Source organism: Pseudomonas sp. S3_A09 (genome assembly GCF_054668065.1).
Genome location: NZ_CP162752.1, coordinates 2,037,846 through 2,063,051, shown reverse-complemented (window position 1 = coordinate 2,063,051; position 25,206 = coordinate 2,037,846). Strand labels below are relative to the sequence as shown.

Sequence of the window (25,206 nt, the reverse complement as noted above, 5' to 3'; positions counted from 1 at the left end):
ATGTTGCATATCTTCTGTCCTCACTGTGGCGAACTGCGCTCCGAAGAGGAATTCCACGCGTCCGGCCAAGCGCACATCCCGCGCCCGCTGGACCCGAACGCCTGCACCGATGAAGAGTGGGGCGACTACATGTTCTTCCGCGACAACCCCCGTGGCCTGCACCACGAACTGTGGATCCACGCGGCGGGTTGCCGTCAGTACTTCAACGCGACCCGCGACACCCTGACCTACGAAATTCTTGAAACCTACAAGATCGGTGAGAAGCCACAATTCACCGCCAAGGCCTCTGGAGAGAAGGTATGAGCCAGACCAATCGCCTGTCCAACGGTGGCCGGATCGACCGTAATAAAGTCCTGACGTTTACCTTCAACGGCCAGAGCTACAAAGGCTTTGAGGGCGACACACTGGCCGCAGCCTTGCTGGCCAACGGCGTCGACATCATCGGCCGCAGCTTCAAGTACTCGCGTCCTCGCGGCATCTTCGCGGCAGGCGCTGAAGAGCCGAACGCGGTGCTGCAGATCGGCGCCACCGAAGCCACGCAAATCCCTAACGTGCGCGCTACGCAACAGGCGCTGTACCAGGGCTTGGTCGCCACCAGCACCAATGGCTGGCCGAACGTCAACAATGACGTGATGGGCATTCTCGGCAAGGTTGGCGGCAAGCTGATGCCGCCGGGCTTCTACTACAAAACCTTCATGTACCCGCAATCGTTCTGGATGACCTACGAGAAGTACATCCGCAAGGCCGCTGGCCTGGGCCGCTCGCCGACCGAGAACGATCCGGACACCTATGACAACTTCAACCGTCATTGCGACGTGCTGGTGGTGGGCGCAGGCCCTGCCGGTTTGGCGGCTGCACTTGCCGCTGCGCGCAGCGGTGCCCGTGTGATCCTCGCCGATGAGCAGGAAGAGTTCGGCGGTTCGCTGCTGGACTCGCGTGAAAGCCTCGACGGCAAGCCGGCGGCTGAATGGGTTGCCAGTGTCATTGCCGAACTGAAAGCCCTGCCGGACGTGGTGCTGCTGCCTCGCGCCACCGTCAACGGCTACCACGACCATAACTTCCTGACTATTCACGAGCGCCTCACCGATCACCTTGGTGACCGTGCGCCGATTGGCGTGGTGCGTCAGCGTATCCACCGTGTGCGCGCCAAGCGCGTGGTGTTGGCGACCGGTGCGTGCGAGCGTCCACTCGTCTACGGCAACAATGACGTGCCGGGCAACATGCTGGCTGGCGCGGTGTCCACTTACGTGCGCCGCTACGGCGTGGCACCGGGCAAGAAACTGGTGTTGTCCACCAACAACGATCACGCCTACCGCGTAGCGCTCGACTGGCTCGATGCAGGCTTGCAAGTGGTGGCCGTCGCCGATGTGCGCCACAACCCACGTGGCGCACTGGTTGAAGAAGCCCGCGCCAAAGGCATTCGTATCCTCACCGGCAGCGCCGTGATCGAAGCCCGTGGCAGCAAGCACGTCACCGCCGCCCGCGTGGCCGCGATCGATGTGAAAGCGCATAAAGTCACCAGCCCCGGCGAATGGCTGGACTGTGACCTGGTCGCCAGCTCCGGCGGCTACAGCCCGGTAGTCCACCTGGCTTCGCACCTGGGCGGCAAGCCGATCTGGCGTGAAGACATTCTCGGTTTCGTGCCGGGCGAAGCACCGCAGAAACGCGTGTGTGTCGGCGGTATCAACGGCGTTTATGGCCTTGGCGATTCGCTGGCGGATGGTTTTGAAGGCGGCGTGCGCGCGGCCAGCGAAGCCGGTTTTGCCCCGGTGGAAGGCACCCTGCCAAAGGCCTTGAGCCGGCTGGAAGAACCGACGCTGGCGGTGTACCAAGTGCCGCATGACAAGCCGACGGCACGGGCACCGAAGCAATTTGTCGACCTGCAAAACGACGTGACCGCTGCCGCCATCGAACTGGCGACCCGCGAAGGGTTCGAGTCGGTCGAGCACGTCAAACGCTACACCGCGCTGGGCTTCGGCACCGACCAGGGCAAGCTGGGCAACGTCAACGGCCTGGCCATTGCCGCGCGCTCGCTGAACGTGACCATCCCGCAGATGGGCACCACCATGTTCCGCCCGAACTACACGCCGGTTACGTTTGGCGCAGTGGCGGGCCGGCACTGTGGGCACATCTTCGAGCCGGTGCGCTACACCGCGCTGCACGCCTGGCACGTGAAGAACGGCGCCGAGTTTGAAGATGTCGGCCAGTGGAAACGCCCTTGGTACTTCCCACGCAACGGTGAAGACCTGCACGCCGCGGTGAAGCGTGAATGCCTGGCTGTGCGCGACAGCGTCGGCCTGCTGGACGCGTCGACCCTCGGCAAGATCGACATTCAAGGCCCGGATGCGCGTGAGTTCCTCAACCGCATCTACACCAACGCCTGGACCAAGCTCGACGTGGGCAAGGCGCGCTACGGCCTGATGTGCAAGGAAGACGGCATGGTCTTCGACGACGGCGTCACTGCCTGCCTCGCCGACAACCACTTCCTGATGACCACCACCACCGGCGGCGCCGCCCGTGTGCTGCAGTGGCTGGAAATCTACCAGCAGACCGAATGGCCAGACCTCAAGGTGTACTTCACTTCGGTCACCGACCACTGGGCCACCATGACCCTGTCCGGCCCCAACAGCCGCAAGCTGCTGGCGGAAGTGACGGATATCGACCTGGACAAGGACGGCTTCCCGTTCATGACCTGGAAAGAAGGTTTGGTCGGCGGTGTTCCGGCTCGCGTATTCCGGATCTCGTTTACCGGTGAGCTGTCGTACGAAGTCAACGTGCAGGCTGACTACGCCATGGGCGTACTGGAAAAAATCGTCGAGGCCGGCAAAAAGTACAACCTGACCCCGTACGGCACCGAAACCATGCACGTACTGCGGGCCGAGAAGGGCTTCATCATCGTCGGCCAGGACACCGACGGCTCGATGACCCCGGACGACCTGAACATGGGCTGGTGCGTCGGTCGTACCAAGCCGTTCTCGTGGATCGGCTGGCGCGGCATGAACCGTGAAGACTGCGTGCGTGAAGAGCGTAAGCAACTGGTGGGCCTGAAACCGATCGACCCGACCGTGTGGCTGCCAGAAGGCGCGCAGCTGGTGTTTGATCCGAAGCAGTCGATTCCGATGAAGATGGTGGGTCACGTCACCTCAAGTTATGCCCACAACTCCCTCGGTTATTCGTTCGCGATGGCAGTGGTGAAGGGCGGCTTGAAGCGCATTGGCGAGCGGGTGTTCTCACCGCAAGCGGATGGCAGCGTGATCGAGGCGGAGATTGTGTCTTCGGTGTTCTTCGACCCGAAAGGCGATCGCCAGAACATCTGATGCACCGAGTCGCCTGCATCGCAGGCAAGCCAGCTCCCACAGCGCAATGCGTTGCAAATGTGGGAGGGGGCTTGCCCCCGATGAGGCCAGAACAATCACCACAGCATTCAGAACAGGTGCTTTATGACAGCAGCCAACGTATACCAACAACGCCCCACCACCGGCGCCAAGGCCGAGTCGTCGCTGCACCATGCCGACCTCGCCAGCCTGGTCGGCAAAGGTCGCAAGAACGCCGGTGTGACCGTGCGCGAGAAAAAGCTTCTGGGCCACCTGACCCTTCGCGGTGATGGCCACGATGCAGCCTTCGCCGCCGGCGTGCACAAAGCTCTCGGCATTGAGCTTCCAGGGGCCCTGCAAGTCATCGTCAAAGGCGAAACCAGCCTGCAATGGCTCGGCCCGGATGAGTGGCTGCTGATCGTGCCAAGCGGTGAAGAATTTGCCGCCGAGCAAAACCTGCGTGCCGCCCTGGGTGATTTGCATATCCAGATCGTCAACGTCAGCGGCGGCCAGCAGATTCTTGAACTCAGCGGCCCGAACGTGCGTGACGTGCTGATGAAGTCCACCAGCTACGACGTGCACCCCAACAACTTCCCGGTGGGCAAGGCGGTGGGCACGGTGTTCGCCAAGTCGCAACTGGTGATCCGCCACACGGCTGAAGACACCTGGGAACTGCTGATCCGTCGCAGCTTCTCGGATTACTGGTGGTTGTGGTTGCAGGATGCATCTGCCGAATTTGGCCTGAGCGTCCAAGCCTGAGGAATACCCCATGAGCCGCGCACCCGATACATGGATTTTGACCGCCGACTGCCCCAGCGTGCTCGGCACGGTGGACGCGGTCACCCGCTACCTGTTCGAGCAGGGTTGCTACGTTACTGAGCACCACTCGTTCGATGACCGGCTGTCGGGCCGGTTCTTCATCCGCGTGGAGTTCCGCCAGCCCGACGGTTTTGACGAGCAGGCCTTTCGTGATGGCCTGGCCACCCGGGGTGAAGCCTTCGGCATGATCTTCGAGCTGACGGCGCCGAACTACCGGCCAAAAGTGGTGATCATGGTCTCCAAGGCCGATCACTGCCTGAACGACCTGCTGTACCGCCAGCGCATCGGCCAACTGTCGATGGACGTGGTGGCGGTGGTGTCCAACCACCCCGATCTCAAACCTTTGGCCGACTGGCACCAGATTCCCTACTACCATTTCCCCCTCGACCCCAACGACAAACCGTCCCAGGAGCGTCAAGTGTGGCAGGTGGTGGAAGACACCGGCGCGGAACTGGTGATCCTTGCGCGCTACATGCAAGTGTTGTCGCCGGAGCTGTGCCGCAAGCTGGATGGCAAGGCCATCAACATTCATCACTCGTTGCTGCCGGGGTTCAAAGGCGCCAAGCCGTATCACCAGGCGTACAACAAGGGTGTGAAATTGGTCGGCGCCACGGCGCATTACATCAACAACGACCTGGACGAAGGCCCGATCATTGCCCAGGGCGTGGAAGTGGTGGATCACAGCCACTATCCCGAGGATTTGATTGCCAAGGGACGGGATATTGAAGGGCTGACACTGGCCCGGGCGGTGGGGTATCACATTGAGCGAAGGGTGTTTCTCAACGCCAATCGCACGGTCGTTCTTTAGATCGCTATCGCAGGCACGCCAGCTCCCACATTCGACCGCATTTCAAGGTTGGAACCCGATCAAATGTGGGAGCGGGCTTGCCCGCGATGAGGTCCTTACTAACAACCAAAAACAGCATCTGTACCCGAGCACTTAAACGCGCTGCCCAACCAAAGAGGCAACGCAGTTCCATAAAAACAACAGCGAGGTGAAAGCATGTCTGGTAATCGTGGTGTCGTGTATCTCGGCAGCGGCAAGGTCGAAGTACAGAAAATCGACTATCCCAAAATGCAGGACCCCCGTGGCAGGAAGATTGAGCACGGCGTCATCCTGCGCGTGGTTTCCACCAACATCTGCGGCTCCGACCAACACATGGTGCGCGGCCGCACCACTGCCCAGACCGGCCTGGTGCTCGGTCATGAAATTACCGGTGAAGTGATCGAGAAGGGCAGCGACGTCGAGAACCTGAAAATCGGCGACCTGGTTTCCGTACCATTCAACGTAGCCTGCGGCCGCTGCCGCTCCTGCAAAGAACAACACACCGGCGTGTGCCTGACCGTCAACCCGGCGCGTGCCGGCGGCGCCTACGGCTATGTCGACATGGGCGACTGGACCGGCGGCCAGGCCGAATACGTGCTGGTGCCCTATGCCGACTTCAACCTGCTGAAACTGCCGGACCGCGACAAGGCCATGGAGAAAATCCGCGACCTGACGTGCCTGTCCGACATTCTCCCGACGGGCTACCACGGCGCCGTCACAGCGGGCGTGGGCCCAGGCAGCACCGTTTACATTGCCGGTGCCGGCCCTGTGGGCTTGGCCGCTGCGGCTTCAGCCCGCCTGTTGGGCGCAGCGGTGGTGATCATCGGCGACGTCAACTCTATCCGCCTGGCGCACGCCAAGGGGCAGGGCTTTGAAGTGGTCGACTTGTCCACCGATACCCCGCTGCACGAACAGATCGCCGCGTTGCTCGGCGAGCCGGAAGTGGACTGCGCCGTCGACTGCGTAGGTTTTGAAGCCCGCGGCCACGGCCACGACGGCGTCAAGGCCGAAGCACCGGCCACCGTGCTCAATTCATTGATGGGCGTGGTGCGCGTGGCCGGCAAGATCGGTATCCCTGGCTTGTACGTCACCGAAGATCCAGGTGCTGTCGATGCCGCCGCGAAAATGGGCAGCCTGAGCATTCGTTTCGGCCTGGGCTGGGCCAAATCCCACAGCTTCCACACTGGGCAGACGCCAGTGATGAAGTACAACCGCCAGCTGATGCAGGCGATCATGTGGGACCGTATCAACATTGCCGAGATCGTCGGCGTGCAGGTGATCAGCCTGGATGACGCGCCACGTGGGTATGGCGAGTTTGATGCGGGTGTGCCGAAGAAATTTGTGATCGATCCGCATAAGTTGTTCAGCGCGGCATAAACCCCAGGCTATCGAAGATCCACCTGTGGGAGGGGGGCAAGCGCTCTCCCGCAGGGTTTTGTGGTATTTGAAGTATCAGCGGTAGGCCAGTGCGCCTTGGTACACCGTCGGGCCGGTGGGCTGCTTGCTCAACGACCCACCCTTAGTTTCCGAACTCACCATCAATTCCACCGGCTTGCGAATGCTGGCCTGCTGGCGCGGGTTCAATCCAATGATGCCCTTGCCATCCTCCGGTAACAGCCCCAGGGAAACCGGCGCGCTGCCTTCTGGCATGGCCCACAGTTCCAGGCTGCGGTCGGGTTCAGGTGCCGCCGTGGCAATGGGGTCGACTTCGAGGTAATCCTTGTGCGCCATGATCTGCGCTGCCGGCTGCTGGGTGGTGGTCACCAGGGTCGCGGCGGATTTGACGCTGTCCTGGGTATAAAGCGCACCGCCGAGCCCGGCGACGATGGCCACGCAGACGCCGATGAACACGCGCGGGCGGCTCCAGAATAGGGTTTTTTGTTCAATTACTGGGGGGCGGCTGGCACTCATAAGGCTGTTCCTGGCAAGTCTTGAAGTCATTTCATGGACCCTGGTATGCCGATTGGGTTCCTCGACCGACCCGGAACAATGTGCCGGATGCCCAGTCAAACGCCTGCTTTCACCCCTATACCCAGAGGTTGTTTCGATGAAGATTTCACGCGGTTTCGCCCTTTCCTGCCTGATGACCCTGGCAGCCGGCCCGGTGTTTGCCGCAGGCTTCAGCCTTGGTGACGCGGCCAATGCCATTTCCGGCATGCAGGGTGGCAACAACAAGGCCGCAGCTGCCGCACCGTCGTCCGAGACGGCTGGCTTGTTGAGCGCACTGACCTCACAACTGAACATCACCCCTGAACAAGCCGTCGGCGGCACGGGCGCGATGCTGGGCCTGGCCAAGAACAAGCTGAGCGGTAACGATTATTCGCAACTGGGCAATAGCGTGCCGGGCCTCGACCAATTGTCGGGCAACAACGCATTGGGCAGCCTCGGGGCCTTGAGCGGGATGCTCGGCCAGACCGGTGGCAGCAAGACCAGCGGCCTGGACGGCCTTTTGGGCAACGTGAAGAACACCAACGACCTGAACACTGCCTTCAGCGCTTTGGGCATGGACAGTGGCATGATTGGCCAATTTGCCCCGGTGATCCTGCAATACCTGGGCGGCCAGGGCGCCAGCAGCTCGGTGCTGGGCAAGCTGGCCCAGGCCTGGGGCACCGGCAGTTAAGAACGCTCTGCGCGCAGTTGCTCGATGCGTGCGTCCTTCTCCGTCCAGAGCTGGTTCACCCAGCTCTGGACGGTCTGGCGAAACGCCGGATCATTCTCGTAATCCCCTTGCCACAACGCCGGATCCAGCTCACGGGTGCGGATATCAATGATCACCTCTGGCACCGCGCCACTGATCAAATCCCAGAACCCTGGAATCTGCTGCTGCGGATAGACCACGGTCACGTCGAGCACGGCATCCAGCTGTTCACCCATCGCTGCCAGCACGAACGCCACGCCGCCCGCCTTGGGCTTGAGCAAGCGGGTAAAGGGTGAATCCTGCTGCTTGCGCTTGGTCTCGTTGAACCGCGTGCCTTCCAGGTAATTGACCACCGTCACCGGCTGGCGCTTGAACAGCTCACAGGCTTCCTTGGTGATCTTCAAGTCCTGCCCCGCAAGTTCCGGGTGCTTGGTCAAGAAGGCCTTGGTGTAGCGCTTCATGAAGGGGTAATCCAGTGCCCACCAGGCCAGGCCGAGGAAGGGCACCCAGATCAGCTCTTTTTTCAGGAAGAATTTGAAGAACGGTGTGCGGCGGTTGAGGGCCTGGATCAGCGCCGGGATATCCACCCAGGATTGGTGATTGCTGATCACCAGGTAGGACGTATCGCTGCGCAGGTCTTCACCGCCGCGAATGTCCCACCGGGTTGGGATGCACAGCGAGAAGATCAGCTTGTCGATCTCGGCCCAGGTCTCGGCGATCCACATCACCGCCCACGACATGTAGTCACGCAAGCGGCCCGGCGCCGCCAGCTTGAGCAGCGCGAACACCATCAACGGGCCGATCAGAATCAGCGTATTGAGCAATAGCAGCAGTGAAACAAAACAGCCGGTGAGCAGGCGGCGCATAAGCAACTCTTGGGATCTGGTGGGCGGGCCATGATAAGCAAGCTGAGTCTAGAGGCCAAATCACAAAGCGTCGGACGAATGTTTCACAATGTGCCTGCTAGGGTTGAACGCTAACTAAAGACGGCTTTTGCGGTCTAGAATCCGCCTACTTCTTTCCGAGGAAATCACTTCGTGAAACTGCTCCTTGCCTCTCTCGCCCTGGCTGCCCTGCCTGTCATGGCCGCCGAACCGACCCTCTACGGTCGCTACGAATACATCCAGTTGCCGGAGATCGGTGAAACCTTCAAGGCCAAGATGGACACCGGTGCGCTGACGGCTTCGCTGTCGGCCCGTGACATCGAGACCTTTACCCGTGACGGCGACGACTGGGTGCGCTTCCGCCTTGGCGGCAAGGATGCTTCCAACAAAGTCTACGAACACAAGGTGTCGCGCATCAGCAAGATCAAAAGCCGCGCCGACGAAGACGACGACAAGGATGAAGCCTCCGTGGCCAAACGCCCGGTGATCGACCTGGAAATGTGCCTGGGTAACGTCAAGCGCACCGTCGAGGTCAACCTCACCGACCGCAGCAGCTTTAACTACCCGCTGCTGATCGGCGCCAAGGCCTTGCGTGAATTCGGTGCAGCGGTGAACCCGGCGCGTCGTTACACTGCCGACAAACCGGACTGCTGACGGACCACCATGCCGCATATCCTGATTGTCGAAGACGAAGCGGCGATAGCCGACACGCTGATCTTCGCCCTGCAAGGGAGGGCTTCACCACCACCTGGCTGACCCTCGGTCAGGCGGCGCTTGAGCATCAGCGCCAGACGCCCGCCGACCTGATCATCCTCGACATCGGCCTGCCCGATATCACGGGTTTTGAAACCTGCAAGCAATTGCGCAGGTTCAGTGAAGTGCCGGTGATGTTCCTCAGTGCGCGGGATGGCGAGATCGACCGCGTGGTGGGGCTGGAGATCGGCGCCGACGATTATGTGGTCAAGCCCTTCAGCCCACGGGAAGTGACGGCGCGGGTCCGGGCGATCCTTAAACGCATTGGCCCAGGTGCTGCGCCGGCAGTGTTTCAGGTTGATCTGGAGCGCATGCAAATTGCATATCGCGGCCAGCCCTTGAGCCTGACGCGCCATGAGTTCCGCCTGCTGCAAAGCCTGCTGGAACAACCCGAGCGTGTGTTCAGTCGCGAGCAATTGCTGGATGCCGTCGGTGTGGCGGCGGATGCCGGCTACGAGCGCAATATCGATAGCCACATCAAAAGCCTGCGCAGCAAGTTGCGCAGCGTGGCCGCCGATGCCGAGCCGATCCAGACCCATCGCGGCCTCGGCTACAGCTACAGCCCGGGCAACAGCTGATGCGCCTGGGGCTGCGGATCTTCCTGGTGTATGCGCTGTTCATCGGCCTGACCGGCTACTTTGTGCTCAGCACGGTCATGAAGGAAATCCGTCCCGGTGTGCGTCAATCCACCGAAGAAACCCTGGTAGACACCGCCAACCTGCTGGCCGAGATCGTGCGTAATGACGTGAAGAACGGCACCCTCGGCCAAAGCCACTGGCCGGAACTGCTCAAGGCCTACGGCAACCGTCAGCCGGGGGCGACCATTTGGGGGTTGCCGAAGAATCAGGTCAACCACCGCATCTACGTGACTGATGCCAAGGGCACCGTGCTGCTCGACTCCACGGGCGAGGCGGTGGGGCAAGACTATTCCAAATGGAATGACGTGTACCTGACCCTGCGCGGTGAATACGGTGCGCGTTCCACCCGTAGCGAGCTGGATGACCCGACTTCGTCGGTGATGCACGTGGGCGCGCCGATCCGTGACAATGGCCAGATCATCGGCGTGGTCACCGTGGCCAAGCCGAACAGTTCATTGCAACCGTATGTGGACCGCACCGAGCGCCGCCTGCTGTGGTACGGCGCGGGCTTGGTGATTCTGGGCCTGCTGCTGGGTGCGCTGCTGTCGTGGTGGCTGAGCGTTGCGCTGCGCCGGCTGACCGCCTACGCCGAGGCCGTCAGCGAGGGGCGGCGTGCCGAGTTGCCCCATTACCGCGGGGGTGAACTCAAGCAACTGTCCTCCGCCGTGGAGCACATGCGCACGCAGTTGGAAGGCAAGGCCTACGTCGAACATTACGTACACACCCTGACCCACGAACTGAAAAGCCCATTGGCCGCGATTCGCGGCGCGGCGGAGCTGTTGCAGGGTGATATGAGCCGCGAGCAACAGCAGCGCTTCGTCGGCAATATCGACAGCGAAAGTGCGCGGCTGCAGCAGTTGATCGAACGCCTGCTGAACCTGGCGCAGGTCGAACAGCGCCAGGGCCTGGAAGAGCAGGCGAGTATCTCGTTGGCGGCCATGGTCGATGAGGTACTCAAGGCCCAATGCGCGCGGATCGAAGGCGCCGGGTTGCAGGTCGAGCAGTCGATTGCGGCGCAGGTGAAGGTGTACGGTGAACCCTTCCTGTTGCGTCAGGCCCTGGGCAACCTGCTGGAGAACGCCCTGGACTTCACGCCGCCTGGCGGCCTGTTGAGGTTCAGCGCGCAGACGCGACACAACGATGTGCAAGTATGCCTGTTCAACCAGGCCGCACCGATTCCCGACTACGCCCTGCCACGCCTGAGTGAGCGCTTTTACTCGCTGCCACGTCCGGCCAGTGGGCGCAAAAGCACCGGCCTGGGCCTCAACTTTGTCGAGGAGGTTGTGAAGTTGCACGGCGGCGCGTTGCAGATCGGCAATGTCGACGGCGGCGTGCTGGTGGTGCTGCATCTCCACACAGTCTCCACATTGCCCACATAAATCCCCCACACAGGCTGCCCAGACTCTTCCCATCAAAACAGGGAGAGACCCATGAACCGCAGCCTGCTTTTCAAACTTGGCGCGATTGCGCTGCTGATGCTGTTATTGCTCATTCCGTTGCTGATGATCAACGGCATCATTGCCGATCGCCAGTTCACTCGCGATAACGTCCTGGACGACATTGCTCGCAGTTCCAGCTACAGCCAGCGCCTCACCGGCCCGGTGATGGTGGTGCCGTATCGCAAGACCGTCCGCGAGTGGAAGCTCAATGAAAAGCTCAACAAACGTTACGAAGTCACCCGTGAAGAACGCGGTCGTCTGTATTTCCTGCCGGATCGATTTGAGCTCGACGGTAAGGTGCAGACCGAACTGCGCGCACGGGGCATTTACCAGGCGCGGTTGTTCCACGCCGACAACCGCATCAGCGGGCGTTTCGAGTTACCTGCGCAGTTGGGCATTGCTGAGAACTTTGCCGATTACCGTTTTGAGCCGGCGTTTCTGGCGGTGGGCATCAGCGATATTCGCGGCATCGAAAACGCGCTGAAACTGGAGCTGGGCAGCCAACAACTGGAGTTCGAACCGGGCTCCCAGGTGGACTGGCTGGGTGAAGGCGTGCACGTGACACTGCCGGAGCAGGACAGCAAAAAGCCCAACGTCGTGGACTTCGCTTTCGACCTGCGTCTGCAAGGCACCGAGCAACTGCAAGTGGTGCCGGTGGGCAAGACCAGCCAGGTATCGTTGGCTTCCAACTGGCCACACCCCAGCTTCATTGGCAACTTCCTGCCGGCACAACGCGAGATTACCGACACGGGTTTTACCGCCAACTGGCAGACGTCGTTCTTCTCCACCAACCTCGAACAAGCCCTGCAAACCTGCCTGGACAAACAGGGCTGTGATGATTTCAACAACCGCAGCTTCGGGGTGAACTTCATCGACCCGGTGGACCAGTACCTCAAGAGCGACCGTGCGATCAAATACGCACTGCTGTTCATTGCCCTGACCTTTGCCGGCTTCTTCCTGTTCGAGGTGCTCAAGAGTCTGGCGGTGCACCCGATCCAATACGCGTTGGTGGGGTTTGCGCTGGCGTTTTTCTACCTGTTGTTGCTGTCGTTGTCCGAGCACATAGGCTTCGCCCTGGCTTACCTCATCTCTGCCAGTGCCTGTGTGTTGTTGATTGGCTTCTATGTGTGCCATGTGCTGCGCAGCATCATCCACGGCCTGGGCTTCTCGGCGGGGTTGGCAGCATTGTATGGCTTGTTGTACGGGCTGTTGAGTGCCGAGGATTACGCGTTGCTGATGGGCTCGTTGCTGCTATTTGGACTGTTGGGCACGGTGATGGTGCTGACACGTAAGTTGGACTGGTATGGCGTGGGCAAGCGCAAGGCGGCCGAGCCTTTGGCATTTGACCTGGAGGCGGTGCAATGATCGGGTTGCGTGAGGATCAGCAGATCAAGGCGCGGTTGGTGGCAAGGATTAACCAACTGTTCCCGCTCTCCATAGGGGACCGTGTTACAGCCAGTCAAGCCGGTGGTTGTGTTTCCAGCATCGAAGGGCGCTGGCTGACGTCGGCGTACCAGGCGGCAAGCTGCGGATTATCCACGCGCCATTGCAGATCCGGATGACGGAAGTCGAGGTAACCCAAGGCGCAGGCCACGCTGATGGCGGCGATGTCGAAGTGGCTGGTCAGCTCGGCAATCGCGTCAGTCTCTAATTCAGCCAGGCTGCGGCGGATCTTTTTGCGCTGTTCGTCGAGCCACTGGTCCCACTGTTTTTCGACTGGACGCAGGGCGGTTTCGTAGCGCACCAATACGGCGGCATCCATGATGCCGTCGGCCATCGAAGCCAGGGTCAGGCGGCGCCAGCGGGCTGAGCCGTCGCGAGGGATCAGCGGGTTGCCGACGTGCTGGTGGTCGAAGTAATCGAGGATCACCCGGCTGTCGTGCAACACCGTGCCATCGGCCAGGCGCAGGGCCGGGATCTTGCCCACGGGGTTGCCTTGCACCACCTGCGCATCCGGGTTGACCGGGGTCGGCATGCAGCCATGCAGGGCTACGCGGCCCTGCTGGCCGGTTTCAGCCAGCAGCACGCGAACCTTACGAACGAACGGTGAAGCGGGGTTGTGAAACAAGGTCATGTTGGGAGCGGACATGGGCATTCCTCGGAAAGGGCTGTAGGGCCTGTGTTCAGTTGTTTTCTTGCGGGATGGCTTTCAAGTAGTTGTAAACCGTCGCTCGGGAGATCTCGAAGTACTCGCCGAAATAATCGACGAAGTTGCGGATGTCCAGCAGCCCATTGGCTCGCGCTTGTATGAGGACAAGCATGATTTCGGTGCGCCCGAAATCACCTCGCCGCACGCAGTGTTCGACGGAGATCTTTTCGACGATGTCGTTGAGTGTTTCCCGCCAGTCAGCGCTAAACAAGGGGGCGGGGCGCGCCTGGGGCTGCAGGCCCACAGCGAAACCACTCAGTAGCTTTTGCACCTGCGATAACGCCGTGACATCGAAGTTCAGGCACAGGAGTGCAACGATTTCGCCGCTCTCCGAGCGGGCAACGATAGAAATCGAACGTAGCGTACGGTTGTTGGGGCCGGCTTTCTCATACGGCCCGAGGACATCCAGCCCTGGGGCCAGGTCCGGAAGGTCACAAATCAGCGATGCGTCACCGACCTTGCGCTTGGAGAAACCATTGGCGATGTGCACGATCAAGCCGCTGCGGACATCGTGAACCACCGCTTCCAGGTCGGGGAAAAGCAGAGCAGCGATGCCGTCTGCCGCTGCGTTCATGAAGGCGATACTGGCCATGGCGATCCAAGCACAGGTAGGTGGAGGCAACGATTGTACGGAGTCGGCCACACCTTTGACAGGTGCGTTGGCGCGGCCCTCAGTGGTGGATCTGCGCCAGGAAAGCTTGAGCCCTGTCGCTCTTGGGGGCGGTAAAGAATTGCTCCGGGGGCAGGTCTTCGACAATACGTCCCGCATCGAGGAACAACACTCGCTCGGCAACCTGGCGCGCGAAGCCCATTTCGTGGGTAACGCACAGCATTGTCATGCCGGTGTCGGCCAACGTGACGATGACGTCCAGCACTTCCTTGACCATTTCCGGATCGAGTGCCGAGGTGGGTTCGTCGAACAGCATGATTTTTGGCTCCATGCACAACGCCCGGGCGATGGCCACGCGCTGCTGCTGCCCGCCTGAAAGTTGACTGGGGTACTTGTTCGCCTGGTTTTCGATACCGACCTTGTCCAGAAAGTGCCGTGCGTGCGCTTCAGCACGCTTGCGTGAGAAACGGCGAACCGACATCGGGGCCAGTGTGCAGTTTTGCAGGACCGTCATGTGAGGGAACAGGTTGAAGTTCTGGAACACCATGCCAATCTCGCGCAGCGCTTTATGTCGGGCTGGCGATGGTTTTCCGAGGTCGGCGTCCAAGGCGCGGATAACCCCGCTATCTGCGACTTCAAGGCGGCTGATGCAGCGAATCAAGGTCGATTTTCCTGAGCCGGATGGCCCGCACAGGACGATGCGTTCACCTTGGCTGACGGTGAGGTCAATGGCGTGAAGTACCTGGAAGTTGCCATACCATTTGTTCAATCCACTGATTTGCACCACGGACTCTCGCGTTGGCAGGGCTGGAACGCAGAGACTGTCTGGAGCGGTGATGCTCGAATTCATTGGCTTACCCTCTGGACCGCAGTGTTGGGAATGTTGAAGCCTGACTACCCGATGTGCTTGCTCAGTGACCGTTCAAGGCGTTTGAGCGTGCGTCTGACGACCTCGACGATCGCCAGGTACAACACCGCCGCCCAAAGGTAGATCTGGAAGTCGAAGCTGCGTGAGAACGCCAGTTTGGCCACGCCCATCAGGTCGTAGAGGGTCACCAGCGAGGCAATGGAACTGGCCTTGATCATCAGGATCAGCTCGTTGCCCAGCGGCCCGATGGCCACCAGTAACGACTGCGGCAGGATGACCTTTTGCAAGGTGGCCCAACGCGAAAGGCCAAGCATTTGCGCCGCTTCGCGTTGGCCTGGTGCGACGGCTGTCAGGGCGCCGCGCATGATCTCGGCTTGATAGGCTGCGGTATTGAGGGTGAAGGCCAGCAGCGTGCAGAGCCAGGCGTCGCGGAAGAACCACCAGAGGCCCACGTCTTGCCAGAAGCTTTTGAATGACCCCAGGCCGTAATACAGCATGAACAGTTGGGCGAGCAGCGGGGAGCCGCGAAAGAAGTACATATAGGTGCCAGTGAGGCCGCGCAGCCAACGGTTGCTCGACAATCGGCCCAGGGCAAGCAGCAGGCCCAAGAGTGCGCCGAGGCTAAAGGAGATGGCCACCAGTTTTGCGGTGACCAGCAAGCCGTCGATAAAACGCGGGGCGTAACGTTCGAACAGTTCCAGGTTGAGCAGCGCACTCAACAGGCTCTCGATATTCATGGCTTGGCACTCAGTTGGTGGCGGCTGAAATATCGTTCGAGAAAATTGAACACGCGGCCGGACAACGCCGAGAAAAACAGATAGCCGAAACAGGCCACGGCGTAGAACAGCATCGGTTCTTTGGTCACGCTGACCGCCAGGCTGGTCTGACGCATCAGGTCGACCAGGGAGATGGTTGAAACCAGGGACGTGTCCTTGAGCAGCGACAGCCAGTTATTCGACAGGCCGGGCAAGGCAATGCGCGTCAGTTGTGGCAGGACCACCTTGCGAAGGGTCGTACCCTTGGGCAAGCCCAGCATTGTCGCGGCCTCGAATTGCCCCTTGGACAGGGACTTGAAGGCACTCAACCAGACCTCGCTGGAAAACGCGGCAAACACCAGGCTGAAGGCAATCATGGCCGCGACGAAGGTGTTGATCGTGACTTCGCCTTGGTAGCCCATGGCTGCGAGCATGCTTTGTGCGGCAATCTGGCAGCCGTAATAAGTGATCAACAAGGTCAGTAGTTCGGGCAGCCCACGGAACACTGTGGAAAATACCGTCGCCCCCGTCCGTAGCCAGCGTCGCTTGGACCTCGCCGCCAGGGCTACTAACAGGCCCAATGGTAAACCGAGCGGGATGCAGGCGAGTGCCAGGGTGATGGTGACCAAGGCTCCGGCCAGAAGCGCCGAGCCCCAGCCGCCGTTGGCGAAAGATAACAGTGACAGTTGTTCGAGCATGCCAGAACCCTCTCGCGAAATTTGGCCTGCACGTGGGCCCGAAGCCAGCGCCCGGGCCCCGCAGGTCAATAGATATCGAAGGCGAAGTAGCGTCTGGAGATGTTCTTATAGGTGCCATCGGCGACGATTTCGTCCAGCGCCTTGTTTAGCCGCTCACGCAACTCGACGTCGCCCTGGCGCACCGCGATGGCCGCGTCAGTATTGGTACCGTCGATGTCCCCGAGAAATGTGCAGCAGTCCTTGCCTGCGCCTGCGACCCAGGCGAGCAAGGGGTATTTGTCGGCGATGACGCCGTCCAGGCGCCCGGCTGCCAAGTCACTGGCGGCCTCGTCCTGGGAGGGGTAGAGCTTCACCGTGGCGCCGGCCGCGGCGTAATGTTCTTCGGCGTAGATGGCTTGTGTCGAATAAGACTGGGCACCCACTGTCAGGCCTTTGAAGTTGGTCTGGGCGTCGCTGATGCCTGAGTCATTGGCCACGGCGACCGACAGCGGTGTGCGGTAGTAGCGGTTGGTGAAGGCGATCTTCTTTTTGCGCTCTTCGGTGACATTCATCGAGGCAACGATCGCATCGTATTTTTTCGCCAGCAGGGCGGGAATCATGCCCTCCCAGTCCTGGGTGACAAAGGTGCAGTTGACCTTCATTCGCTCACACAGGGCGTTGGCAATGTCGATATCGAAGCCGTGCAGCCTGTTGTTTGAATCCACGTAATTGAACGGCGGATAAGCCCCTTCACTGGCAATGCGCAGTGTTTCTGCGTGTGCCGCGCCCGCGACAGTGCAGAGCAGCCAGAGCGTGGCTGTGGTGATCGTACTCGTCAGCTTTTTCATGTGAATACCTACCCTATTGTTATTGTTTGTTCAGGCGTTGATTCGGACTGGTTGCAGGTAGCGGTGCTCGCATCGCCAGGCTTCATGGCCTGGACCAACCCGACCGCCAGGGTGGCGATGGCAATGTCCTGTGCGGCAAGGCCGGTCAGGTCGGCGACGGTGATGTCGTCAGCACCGAGGCGCCCCGGGAGGTTGCCGGCCAGCACTTGCCCCAGCGAGATGTCGGCGGTGTTGGCGATCAACCCGGCGCGAAGGGCATGGGCCAGTTCACCGCGTTCGGCGCATTGGCGGTGGTCGTCGGTCATGATGACCCGAGCCAAGGAGAGGATTTGCGGGTCAAGTTCCTGTTTGCCCAGGCTGTCCGAGCCCAGGGCGACGATGTGGGTTCCGGGTTTTACCGCAGACACTGGCACGATCGGCTGAGTGGACGGCGTGCAGGTAATGACGACATTGCAGTGCTCGAACACCTTCTCCACCGTTGCCGCCACGTAAACCGTCAAACCGTGATGCTCCAGTTTCTCTGCCAGTCGGGTGGCTCTGGTCGGGTCTCGTCCCCAGATGAATACTCGATCGGTCCCCAGCAGGTGTGCAGCCCACTGCGCCTGGTGTTCGGCCTGATGGCCGGTGCCGAGAATACCCAGTGCGGTGATGTGTGACGGTGCCCCGGCCTTCGCCGCCAAAGCCCCGGCCGCGGCGGTGCGCCAACTGGTCAACCAGCCTTGGTCGTTGAGAAGGGCAACGATCTTGCCGGTTTGTGAGCTGAAGACCAGCATTAGCCCGTTATTGGTTTCCAGCCCCTTGGAGGGGTTCTCATAGAACCCCATGGCCAGTTTGACCACGAAGGTTTGCCCTCCCCGAAAATAGCCAAGCCGGATATGGCAGTCCCCCGGAGGCTCCTGGAACATCAATTCGCCGGACTTGGCGCTGATGATGTTGTCTTGGGCATGCTGAATGCAGGCGTCGCGTACCACGCGCAGCATGTCGTCGCGCTTCAGCACCGTGCGCAACTCGGTAAGGCTATAGATGGGGAGAGTCATGGGTGTTGCCCCGCAGGTCGGCGGCACAGGATGTGTGACCTTGGGGCGAGATTAAGCCTGCTTGGACTGTTTGTGTAATTTATTATTAATGTCTAATTATTGCTGGGCACGATTTACAACGCTCACCGCTCATCGGCGCAGTACTCCCCACAGCGCAATGGCTGCCGGGATCCCAAGCCCCAGCCAACTCAGCGAATCCCACAACCCGTCTCCCAGCAACGCCGCGAACAACCCTGCCGCCGTGAACAGGCCGATCCCCAGCGGAATACCAAATACCTTCCAGAAATTCGATTGCCTAGGCTTCATGCCTTGCCCGCCTTGCGCCGCACGATCCACAAATAAACCCCGCTGCCGAGCACGATGATGGTCAGCACATCCAGCGTCGCCCACAGGATCTTCATCGGCATGCCGCCGTAGTCACCAAAGTGCAGCGGCTGGGACATGCCCATGGCGTCCATGTACCACGGTCGTTCAGCGATGGCGGTGACGGCGAGGGTGCTGGCGTCAATCAGCACGGGTGTGAGCAAGTGCGAGGTCAGGTGGGTGCTGCCCTTCATGAAGACCGCGTAATGGTGCTCACTGGAAAAGCGCGTGCCGGGGAAGGCGATAAAGTCCGGCTGCATGCCAGGTGCGGCTTTGGCGGCGATACTCAGGAGTTCGGTGGCCGGAGCGCGCTGGCTCAGGGGTGGAGCATGTTTGTACGGTTCGATCATCGCGCTGAGGCTGTCCTGGCGCCAGGCGGCGATGATCAGGTCGGCGCAGGCGCTGATCACACCGGTCACGCCGACGACCAGTGCCCAGGTCAGAGTGACCACGCCGATCAGGTTATGCAGGTCGAGCCAGCGCAGGCGGGTGGATTTGTCCTGGCGCACGGTGGCGAACTTCAAGCGACGCATGAATGGCAGGTACAGCACGGTGCCCGAGATAATCGCGACCACAAACAGAATGCCCATGAATGCCAGCAACAACTTGCCCGGCAGACCGGCAAACATGTCCACGTGCAGGCGCAGCAGAAACATCGTGAACCCGCCGTTGGCCGATGGCATCTCCACGGCTTCACCGGTGCGCGCATCGAGCATGAAGGTGTGCGACGAGTTGGGTTCGGTGCCAGCGGTGGCGGCCATGATCGCGATCACGCCGTTTTTGTCGTCTTCGTCCCAGGCCAGGTATTGCATGGCGTCGCCAGGGCGATGAGCCTGTGCGGCGCTGACCAGTTGCTCCAGGTTGAGCTGCGGCGTGTCGGCAGGCATGTGCGCCAATTCCGGCTCGTTGCCCAGCAGGTGGTCGATCTCATGGTGAAACACCAGCGGCAAGCCGGTAAGGGCGAGCAGCAGCAGGAATACCGTGCAGATCAGGCTGGTCCATGTGTGGATGAAGGACCAGCGGCGGATGGTTTTGCTTTTCATCACGGCTCCAAAGGCAAAAGGGCCGCGGTTCAGGCGGCCCTTCGTTGGCGGTTTTTACCGTCTTAGAATTTGTAATTTACGCTGGCCACCACGTTACGCTGGTCGCCGTAGTAGCAGTAGAAACCATCGCAGGTGGACAGGTAGTCCTTGTTAAAGATGTTCTTGGCGTCAACGGCTACGGTGACGCCCTTCATGGTGCTGTTCAAACGGCCAAGGTCATAATGTACCGAGGCGTCGTATACGGTATAGGAGCCCACGTGGCCCAGGTCGGTATTGGCAGCGTTGCCGTAGGTATCGCCGACGTAGCGCACACCCGCACCCACCCCGAAACCATCCAGCACGCCGCTGCGCCATGTGTAGTCGGCCCAGCCAGTGGCCTGGTTGCGCGGCAACTGGTTCATGCGATTGCCTTCTTCTCCGGTTGCGCCTTTGGTGATTTCGCTGTCGTTGTAGGTATATGAACCCACCAGCTTGAGACTTTCGGTGACGTCGGCGCTGGCTTCCAGTTCCAGGCCGCGAACGCGCACTTCACCGATTTGCCGGGTGATACTGCCTTCGGTCACCGAGGAGTTCTGCTGGGTCAGGTCGAACACAGCCGCTGTAAACAGGGCCTTGGTGCCTGCGGGCTGGTATTTGATCCCCGCCTCGTACTGTTTACCTTCGGTGGGTTTGAATGCCCCGGTGCTTCCCACTTGTGTGCCTGAGCCGGCCTGGAACGATTCGGCGTAGGACAGATAAGGCGTGATGCCATTGTCGAAGACGTAGCTCAGCGCCGCGTTGCCGCTAAAGTGCTTGTCACGCTGAGTGTTGGTGGCATCATTCAAGTTATGGAAGGTGGTGCCGGTATGCACCCAGTCTTCACGGCCACCGAGGGTCAGACGCCAGTTGTTGAGCGCCATCTGGTCCTGGATGTACAAGCCGGTTTGTTGGGTCTTTTGGGTGTAGTCGTACATGGTGAAATACTGGACGTTGGAAAAGTCCTGCCCGTATACCGGACGATTAAAGTTAATGGTGGGCACACCTGCAGAACCCCACAACCAGCGCGCATCGCTGGTGGACCGCTGATGATCGAGCCCCAGCAACAACGTGTGGCTTATCGCACCAGTCTGGAAGTCAGCCTGGAAGTTGTTATCTACGGCGAACTGACCTATGTTTTCATCGACCTTGCCGGCGGAGCGACTCACGTTGCCGTCTGCATCGACCGCAACTTCCGGACCATTCGGAAAGAATGCACCGCCAGCCGTAATGCCCTGGAACGACAGGTCGTTTTTGGTATAACGCAAGTTCTGGTGAAACTGCCACGTGTCATTCAAGCGAGTCTCGAAGGCGTAACCAAGCGCGTAGTAGGTGCGGTCGTAGAATTCCCAGTCAGGATCACCCAGATTCTTGTGGTGGGAAATTTTGCCTGCCGGAGAGCTCAGTTTGGTGCCTTGCAGCGGTAGGAACTGCCCAGTGATCCCCGTATCGTCGCGGGTAAACTGGGTGAGCAGCGTCAGCTTGGTGTCGTCGTTGATGTTCCAGGTCAAGCTTGGGGCGATGTTGTAGCGCTTGTCGGGGATGTGATCCACAGCGGTGTTGCTGTCGCGCACCACGCCGCTGACGCGATAAAGGAACTGCCCTTCGTCGTCGATCTTTCCGGTACTGTCGAAGTTGATCTGCTTGTGATTGTTACTGCCGGCCTGCACTTCGATTTCATTCGAACTTTCGGCCTGAGGACGGCGGCTGACCATGTCTAGCAAGCCGCCTGGTGGGGTTTGCCCGTAAACCGATGATGCCGGACCGCGCAGGACAGCGATGCGCTCCAGATTCCATGTGTCAATTTTCGGCGTAGCGTAGTTGCCCTTTGGCAATGGCAGGCCGTCGAGGAACTGAGTTGGTACAAAACCGCGTACCAGCAGCCAGTCACTGCGAGAATCCGAGCCGTAGCCGGAGCTCTGTACCCCGGCGGTGTAACGCAAAGCGTCATTGAGGTTGAGTACGGAGCGGTCTTCCATTTGCTCGCGGGTGATCACAGTCACCGAACGTGGCAGCTCGGCAATTGGCGTATCAGTCTTGGTGCCAGCGGCGGTGCGTGTTGCGACGTAACCGTCCACGGGCCCCCAGGCGCTTTCATAGCTGTCCTGGCCCGTGATGTTGGTGGTAGGCAATGCGAGTACCCCCTCCGGCACCGGCACCAACGAGTACGTCCCGGCACTGCTCTGCTCCAACTGCAACCCAGTCCCCCGCAACGCTTCACGCAGCGCAGCCGGCGCATCGAACTGGCCCTGGACCGGCGCCGAGGTCTTGCCTGACGCCAATGCCGGGCTGAGGGTCAGTGCCAGGCCGCCCTGGCTGGCGATCTGGTTCAGGGTGGTGGCCAGTGGTGCCGCCGGTAGGTTGTAGGTGCGCACGCTGGACGCCTGCTCGGCGGCAATCAGCGAGGTGCTGGCGAGCGGGGCGCTGAGGGCAATCGCCATGGCTAACAGGCTGGGGCGCAACAAGGTGTCTAGCGTGCGGGACATAGGGCGGCTCCTGAATGGAAATATTTCGCAATTGCCTAGGTGCCGAACGAAAAACGAAAAGTGATAGGGCCAAGTGAAAATAAATCTGTGAGTGTTCACAACTCTTCGCACTGCATGGCCCTGAAAGTTCAGGCTTGTGATGCGTTTCAGCCTTGCGCCCATTGCAGTTTCGCGGTCAAAGCGTCCGCGTAAGGTTCTGCACGGGCGATGGCCGCACGCGTCGCTTCACCGTGGCCGAAGGCATCGATCAACAGCAGGGCGTGGGGGGCCAGGAAGTCGCTCAGTCGATTGAGTTGTTCCTCCAGCGCACGGTAGCGAGTGCTGTCCATGAGGCCCTCGCTGATATACCAGGCCGCGTGTTTGTGCAGGTAGTCGAGTACGTAAAGGCCGCACAGTGCGTTCACCAGATCCTTTGCAAGCCCCGGCGGCAGGGAGTCGCCGGCCTTTACTGCGCTCTCGATGGCGAGGCGTTGGGCATGCGCTTCGCCTGCCCGTGCAACCACCATCAGCTTTGAATTCCAGACCTGCATGTCGTCCTCACCCAACGTCCGGCGTGCGGCGACATGGTCGGCCACCTCCTTGAGCAAACGGTATTCCAGGGTGCGGGCCATGCTCAGGCTGTACTCGGGATCGTCCAGTTCAGCCTGCGGGTCGGGTGGTGTGGGTTTGCTCAAGGGTTGGCCGATCAGGACCTTGGCGGCATCCAGCAGGATCATGCGGTTATTGCCGCCCGCGTCCTGGTAGATCTTGGCCATGCCTTCGTAGTCGGCGAAACGATTGAGGTTGAGCGCCCCGGCCACGCCGCAGCGCAATCGGCACTCGGTGGCCACCGCCTCGGCGGCGGGGGCGCAAAGGGCTTTGAGCAACGCCAATCTCTGGGAAATGGCGGCCCACGGTGTCCACGTCACCTCTCCCGCGCCGGTGTTGTCCAGTGATGACTGACTGGCCGTGCCCTCGATCCAGAGACACGCGCAGTCATTGGCGAAGCTTTTCATCACGTACGCGGTGGCCAGGCAGCCGAACAGTGCGCGGCGTTGGGTGCGAAAATCCAGCAGGCTTGTACCGTTGCCGATGCGTGCCTGGGTGGTGCGCCGGTTGGCATGCGTCAGGGCCAGTGTTGCACAGGCCAGCATGACGGAGCTCAAACCGGTGCCGACCATCGCCCACACGTTCTTGGGGGCGAAGAGTGAGCGGATCAGACGCCGATCGGTGTTGCCCAGTGGGTCGTGGAAGCGGTTGGAGTCATCAATGTGCGCCCCGTCACACAGCCATGCGTCAAAAGAGATGCGTACCTGATTAAAACGCAACACGCCGTAATCCAATGGCACTGCGCGAATTTCCGCTGGCGACGACATTTCAATGCCGGGGCACGGGCCCTGTGCATCACTTAATGGCAAGACAAAAGCGAAGACACCACAGCGTTGGTCCTGAACCGTCAACTCAGCAAACACTACGCCCATCTTATTCAGGTTATTGATACCGACATTGGCGAATTTCAGCGCGGCGTTGTTCGGTGTGTTCAACACAAACGTACGCGTGTCGGTATCGAATACCGCCTCCAGGCAGGGGGCCATATGCGAGTTGCTGCGGCCTATTTCAGTCAGCGCGTAGACCCCCAGGCTTTCGCCCGTTTCCAGTTCGCGCCGCCACCGGACGGCATGCGGGTGGTCCTGCTCGAACGCCAGCAGTGTGCCGATGCACAGACCCTGCTGAATCACGCATCCCATGAACAGCGATGGATCATTGATCGCCGCATGAGTGGCCACGGCCATCAACCATTCCGGTTGTTTGAACCCGTGGATGCCGTCGGGCAGTTGCTTGAGCAGATGCTGCAAGCGCCAATAGGTATGGCGGTGGCCGTCGTGGGCGCTCTGGTTGGTTTGCGAATGCAACTGCGGATCGCTGAACGTATAGGCCATGTGCGCGTGGGCTTGGGCAGAGACGGGCCCGTTGACCAGAGGGCGCAGGACGTTGAGCGTCTGTGAGTCGACCAGCAGTTGGCGAAGGGCATTGGGCGGCGCGGCCAGGGGTGTGTAGGTTTTGGCATCGCGCAGGCTTTTGAGGATGCACATCGACATGCCTCGGTTCACGCCCATGTCGATAAATAGGCGGCGGTGGTCGGGCGCTAATGTGGTGAGTGTCTTGGGCAGGTCGGTGGGGTGGGTCACGCCCCGCGTGAACAACTCGTGCAGGTCTTCCCCGTGCCGGTAGCAGCGTCTCAGCACGGTCGAATAGATGGGCATTCTGAACGGCTGTTGCTTCAGGGGCTGTAGCCGTGCATTCATCACTTCTGCGACATGCCGGTGCGCCGAGTAATGGGAGGCGTAGGCGATCGGCACCCAGCGCAATGGCGGGGTGTTGTCGCCGTAGCGTTCAAGCAGACCGTTCAGGCCGCTCATTTCGCCGCTGATGATGCATTGCTCAGGGGCATTGACCGAGCCCAACTCCAGCTTCAGTTCTGGCCACCTGTCGAGCAACGCTTGCGTCTTTTGCGGCGCCAGGTTGATCAGCAGCATGCCGCCGCGGCCCTCCTCACTGCGGTAGGCCGCATTGAGGGCGCAGACTGCAGCCACGCCCTGCTCAATGCTCAGTACGCCGGCGCATACCCGAGCGGCAATCTCACCAAAACTCTGCGCGAGAATCAGTGCCGGACGCACGCCTGCGTCGTGCAGCAACTGGTTGAGCACAACCGCAGCGCCATACAGGGCCAGTTGCATGACTCCGGAAGGCAGCGGCAGGGCATGCTGATGGGTCAGCAACACTTGAGTGACCAGGCCGGGCTGCAGGCCGGGCTCGTGCTGCGCCGCCTCGTGTTCGATGAGCGCCAGGGTGGACTCTATCGAGCCACGCAACTCCTCGGCGTGTTGGTGCAGGTCGGCCAAGGCACCGCAGGGGTCGTTGCCCTGACCGGGGAAGCAGAAGGTAAACGTGTGGCGGGTGATGTTTGGGAGCGTCGACATCGTTTCATCCTTAATAGAACAATTGAGATGTCTATTGAAGGACACGACGGTAAGGCTGAAACCTGTCAGGCATGACAGTTTTTT

The 25,206-nt window shown here is 60.6% G+C and carries 22 protein-coding genes and 1 pseudogene; 10 read left to right on the top strand and 13 right to left on the bottom strand.

What is annotated here, in order from left to right:
* The 5 genes from AB4N92_RS09820 (at position 1) to fdhA (ending at position 6,336) form a co-directional block, all read left to right on the top strand.
* A complete protein-coding gene (locus AB4N92_RS09820; protein WP_010207083.1) occupies positions 1-303 on the top strand; it encodes a sarcosine oxidase subunit delta in 303 nt (100 codons plus the stop codon).
* Positions 300-3,317: a sarcosine oxidase subunit alpha gene (locus AB4N92_RS09815; protein WP_010207082.1), complete on the top strand. Its 3,018-nt coding sequence runs from the start codon at positions 300-302 to the stop codon at positions 3,315-3,317. Before AB4N92_RS09820 ends, AB4N92_RS09815 begins: the two co-directional genes overlap by 4 nt.
* A 123-nt stretch (positions 3,318-3,440) precedes the next feature.
* Positions 3,441-4,073, top strand: a complete 633-nt coding sequence (locus AB4N92_RS09810; protein ID WP_010207081.1) for a sarcosine oxidase subunit gamma — start codon at positions 3,441-3,443, stop codon at positions 4,071-4,073.
* Positions 4,074-4,083: 10 nt separating this feature from the next.
* Positions 4,084-4,941 (top strand): formyltetrahydrofolate deformylase, encoded by an 858-nt coding sequence (gene purU, locus AB4N92_RS09805; protein WP_005792124.1) that lies wholly within the window; start codon positions 4,084-4,086, stop codon positions 4,939-4,941.
* A gap of 195 nt (positions 4,942-5,136) precedes the next feature.
* Positions 5,137-6,336, top strand: a complete 1,200-nt coding sequence (gene fdhA / locus AB4N92_RS09800) for a formaldehyde dehydrogenase, glutathione-independent (RefSeq protein WP_010207077.1) — start codon at positions 5,137-5,139, stop codon at positions 6,334-6,336.
* 75 nt (positions 6,337-6,411) lie between these two features.
* On the opposite strand, the gene AB4N92_RS09795 is transcribed toward fdhA, so the two are convergent.
* Complete coding sequence (locus tag AB4N92_RS09795; RefSeq protein WP_413469066.1) at positions 6,412-6,870, bottom strand: anti-sigma factor domain-containing protein; 459 nt, start codon at positions 6,868-6,870, stop codon at positions 6,412-6,414.
* 136 nt (positions 6,871-7,006) lie between these two features.
* Between AB4N92_RS09795 and AB4N92_RS09790 the strand changes: the two genes are divergently transcribed.
* A complete protein-coding gene (locus AB4N92_RS09790; RefSeq protein WP_010207073.1) occupies positions 7,007-7,579 on the top strand; it encodes a DUF2780 domain-containing protein in 573 nt (190 codons plus the stop codon).
* Here the strand turns inward: AB4N92_RS09790 and AB4N92_RS09785 are convergent.
* On the bottom strand, positions 7,576-8,463 hold the full coding sequence (locus AB4N92_RS09785; RefSeq protein ID WP_236266817.1) for an acyltransferase: 888 nt from the start codon (positions 8,461-8,463) through the stop codon (positions 7,576-7,578). The two genes, AB4N92_RS09790 and AB4N92_RS09785, sit on opposite strands and share 4 nt — an antisense overlap.
* A gap of 171 nt (positions 8,464-8,634) precedes the next feature.
* On the opposite strand from AB4N92_RS09785, the gene rloA2 reads away from it, so the two are divergent.
* From rloA2 to creD, 4 genes and pseudogenes are all read left to right on the top strand, one after another.
* On the top strand, positions 8,635-9,135 hold the full coding sequence (rloA2, locus tag AB4N92_RS09780) for a retropepsin-like aspartic peptidase RloA2 (protein ID WP_010207070.1): 501 nt from the start codon (positions 8,635-8,637) through the stop codon (positions 9,133-9,135).
* Positions 9,136-9,144: 9 nt separating this feature from the next.
* Positions 9,145-9,812: pseudogene (gene creB / locus AB4N92_RS09775) on the top strand (two-component system response regulator CreB).
* Entirely contained in the window at positions 9,812-11,251 is a 1,440-nt protein-coding gene (gene creC, locus AB4N92_RS09770) for a two-component system sensor histidine kinase CreC (protein WP_236266818.1), read from the top strand. The pseudogene creB and the gene creC overlap by 1 nt, the downstream one beginning before the upstream one ends.
* A 51-nt stretch (positions 11,252-11,302) precedes the next feature.
* Positions 11,303-12,676 carry a cell envelope integrity protein CreD gene (gene creD / locus AB4N92_RS09765; RefSeq protein ID WP_010207064.1) on the top strand — a complete coding sequence of 458 codons (1,374 nt, stop codon included), beginning with the start codon at positions 11,303-11,305 and terminating at the stop codon, positions 12,674-12,676.
* 94 nt (positions 12,677-12,770) lie between these two features.
* Here the strand turns inward: creD and AB4N92_RS09760 are convergent, their stop codons facing one another.
* The 11 genes from AB4N92_RS09760 to AB4N92_RS09710 form a co-directional block, all read right to left on the bottom strand.
* Positions 12,771-13,400 (bottom strand): glutathione S-transferase N-terminal domain-containing protein, encoded by a 630-nt coding sequence (locus tag AB4N92_RS09760; protein ID WP_187517187.1) that lies wholly within the window; start codon positions 13,398-13,400, stop codon positions 12,771-12,773.
* 34 nt (positions 13,401-13,434) lie between these two features.
* Positions 13,435-14,052 (bottom strand): helix-turn-helix transcriptional regulator, encoded by a 618-nt coding sequence (locus AB4N92_RS09755; RefSeq protein WP_010207061.1) that lies wholly within the window; start codon positions 14,050-14,052, stop codon positions 13,435-13,437.
* A gap of 79 nt (positions 14,053-14,131) precedes the next feature.
* Positions 14,132-14,857, bottom strand: coding sequence for an amino acid ABC transporter ATP-binding protein (locus tag AB4N92_RS09750; RefSeq protein WP_042571451.1), 726 nt, complete (start codon positions 14,855-14,857; stop codon positions 14,132-14,134).
* 107 nt (positions 14,858-14,964) lie between these two features.
* Positions 14,965-15,675 (bottom strand): ABC transporter permease, encoded by a 711-nt coding sequence (locus AB4N92_RS09745; protein WP_042571452.1) that lies wholly within the window; start codon positions 15,673-15,675, stop codon positions 14,965-14,967.
* Positions 15,672-16,391, bottom strand: a complete 720-nt coding sequence (locus AB4N92_RS09740; protein ID WP_236266819.1) for an ABC transporter permease — start codon at positions 16,389-16,391, stop codon at positions 15,672-15,674. Before AB4N92_RS09740 ends, AB4N92_RS09745 begins: the two co-directional genes overlap by 4 nt.
* Before the next feature lie 65 nt (positions 16,392-16,456).
* On the bottom strand, positions 16,457-17,218 hold the full coding sequence (locus AB4N92_RS09735) for a transporter substrate-binding domain-containing protein (RefSeq protein WP_042571453.1): 762 nt from the start codon (positions 17,216-17,218) through the stop codon (positions 16,457-16,459).
* 8 nt (positions 17,219-17,226) lie between these two features.
* On the bottom strand, positions 17,227-18,255 hold the full coding sequence (locus AB4N92_RS09730) for a Rossmann-fold NAD(P)-binding domain-containing protein (protein WP_042571454.1): 1,029 nt from the start codon (positions 18,253-18,255) through the stop codon (positions 17,227-17,229).
* Positions 18,256-18,384: 129 nt separating this feature from the next.
* Complete coding sequence (locus tag AB4N92_RS09725) at positions 18,385-18,561, bottom strand: hypothetical protein (protein ID WP_010207054.1); 177 nt, start codon at positions 18,559-18,561, stop codon at positions 18,385-18,387.
* Positions 18,558-19,661 carry a PepSY-associated TM helix domain-containing protein gene (locus tag AB4N92_RS09720; protein WP_044287990.1) on the bottom strand — a complete coding sequence of 368 codons (1,104 nt, stop codon included), beginning with the start codon at positions 19,659-19,661 and terminating at the stop codon, positions 18,558-18,560. Before AB4N92_RS09720 ends, AB4N92_RS09725 begins: the two co-directional genes overlap by 4 nt.
* Before the next feature lie 62 nt (positions 19,662-19,723).
* Complete coding sequence (locus tag AB4N92_RS09715) at positions 19,724-22,162, bottom strand: TonB-dependent siderophore receptor (RefSeq protein ID WP_047542576.1); 2,439 nt, start codon at positions 22,160-22,162, stop codon at positions 19,724-19,726.
* A gap of 146 nt (positions 22,163-22,308) precedes the next feature.
* Positions 22,309-25,122 (bottom strand): acyltransferase domain-containing protein, encoded by a 2,814-nt coding sequence (locus AB4N92_RS09710; RefSeq protein ID WP_106119471.1) that lies wholly within the window; start codon positions 25,120-25,122, stop codon positions 22,309-22,311.
* Positions 25,123-25,206 lie beyond the last annotated feature (84 nt).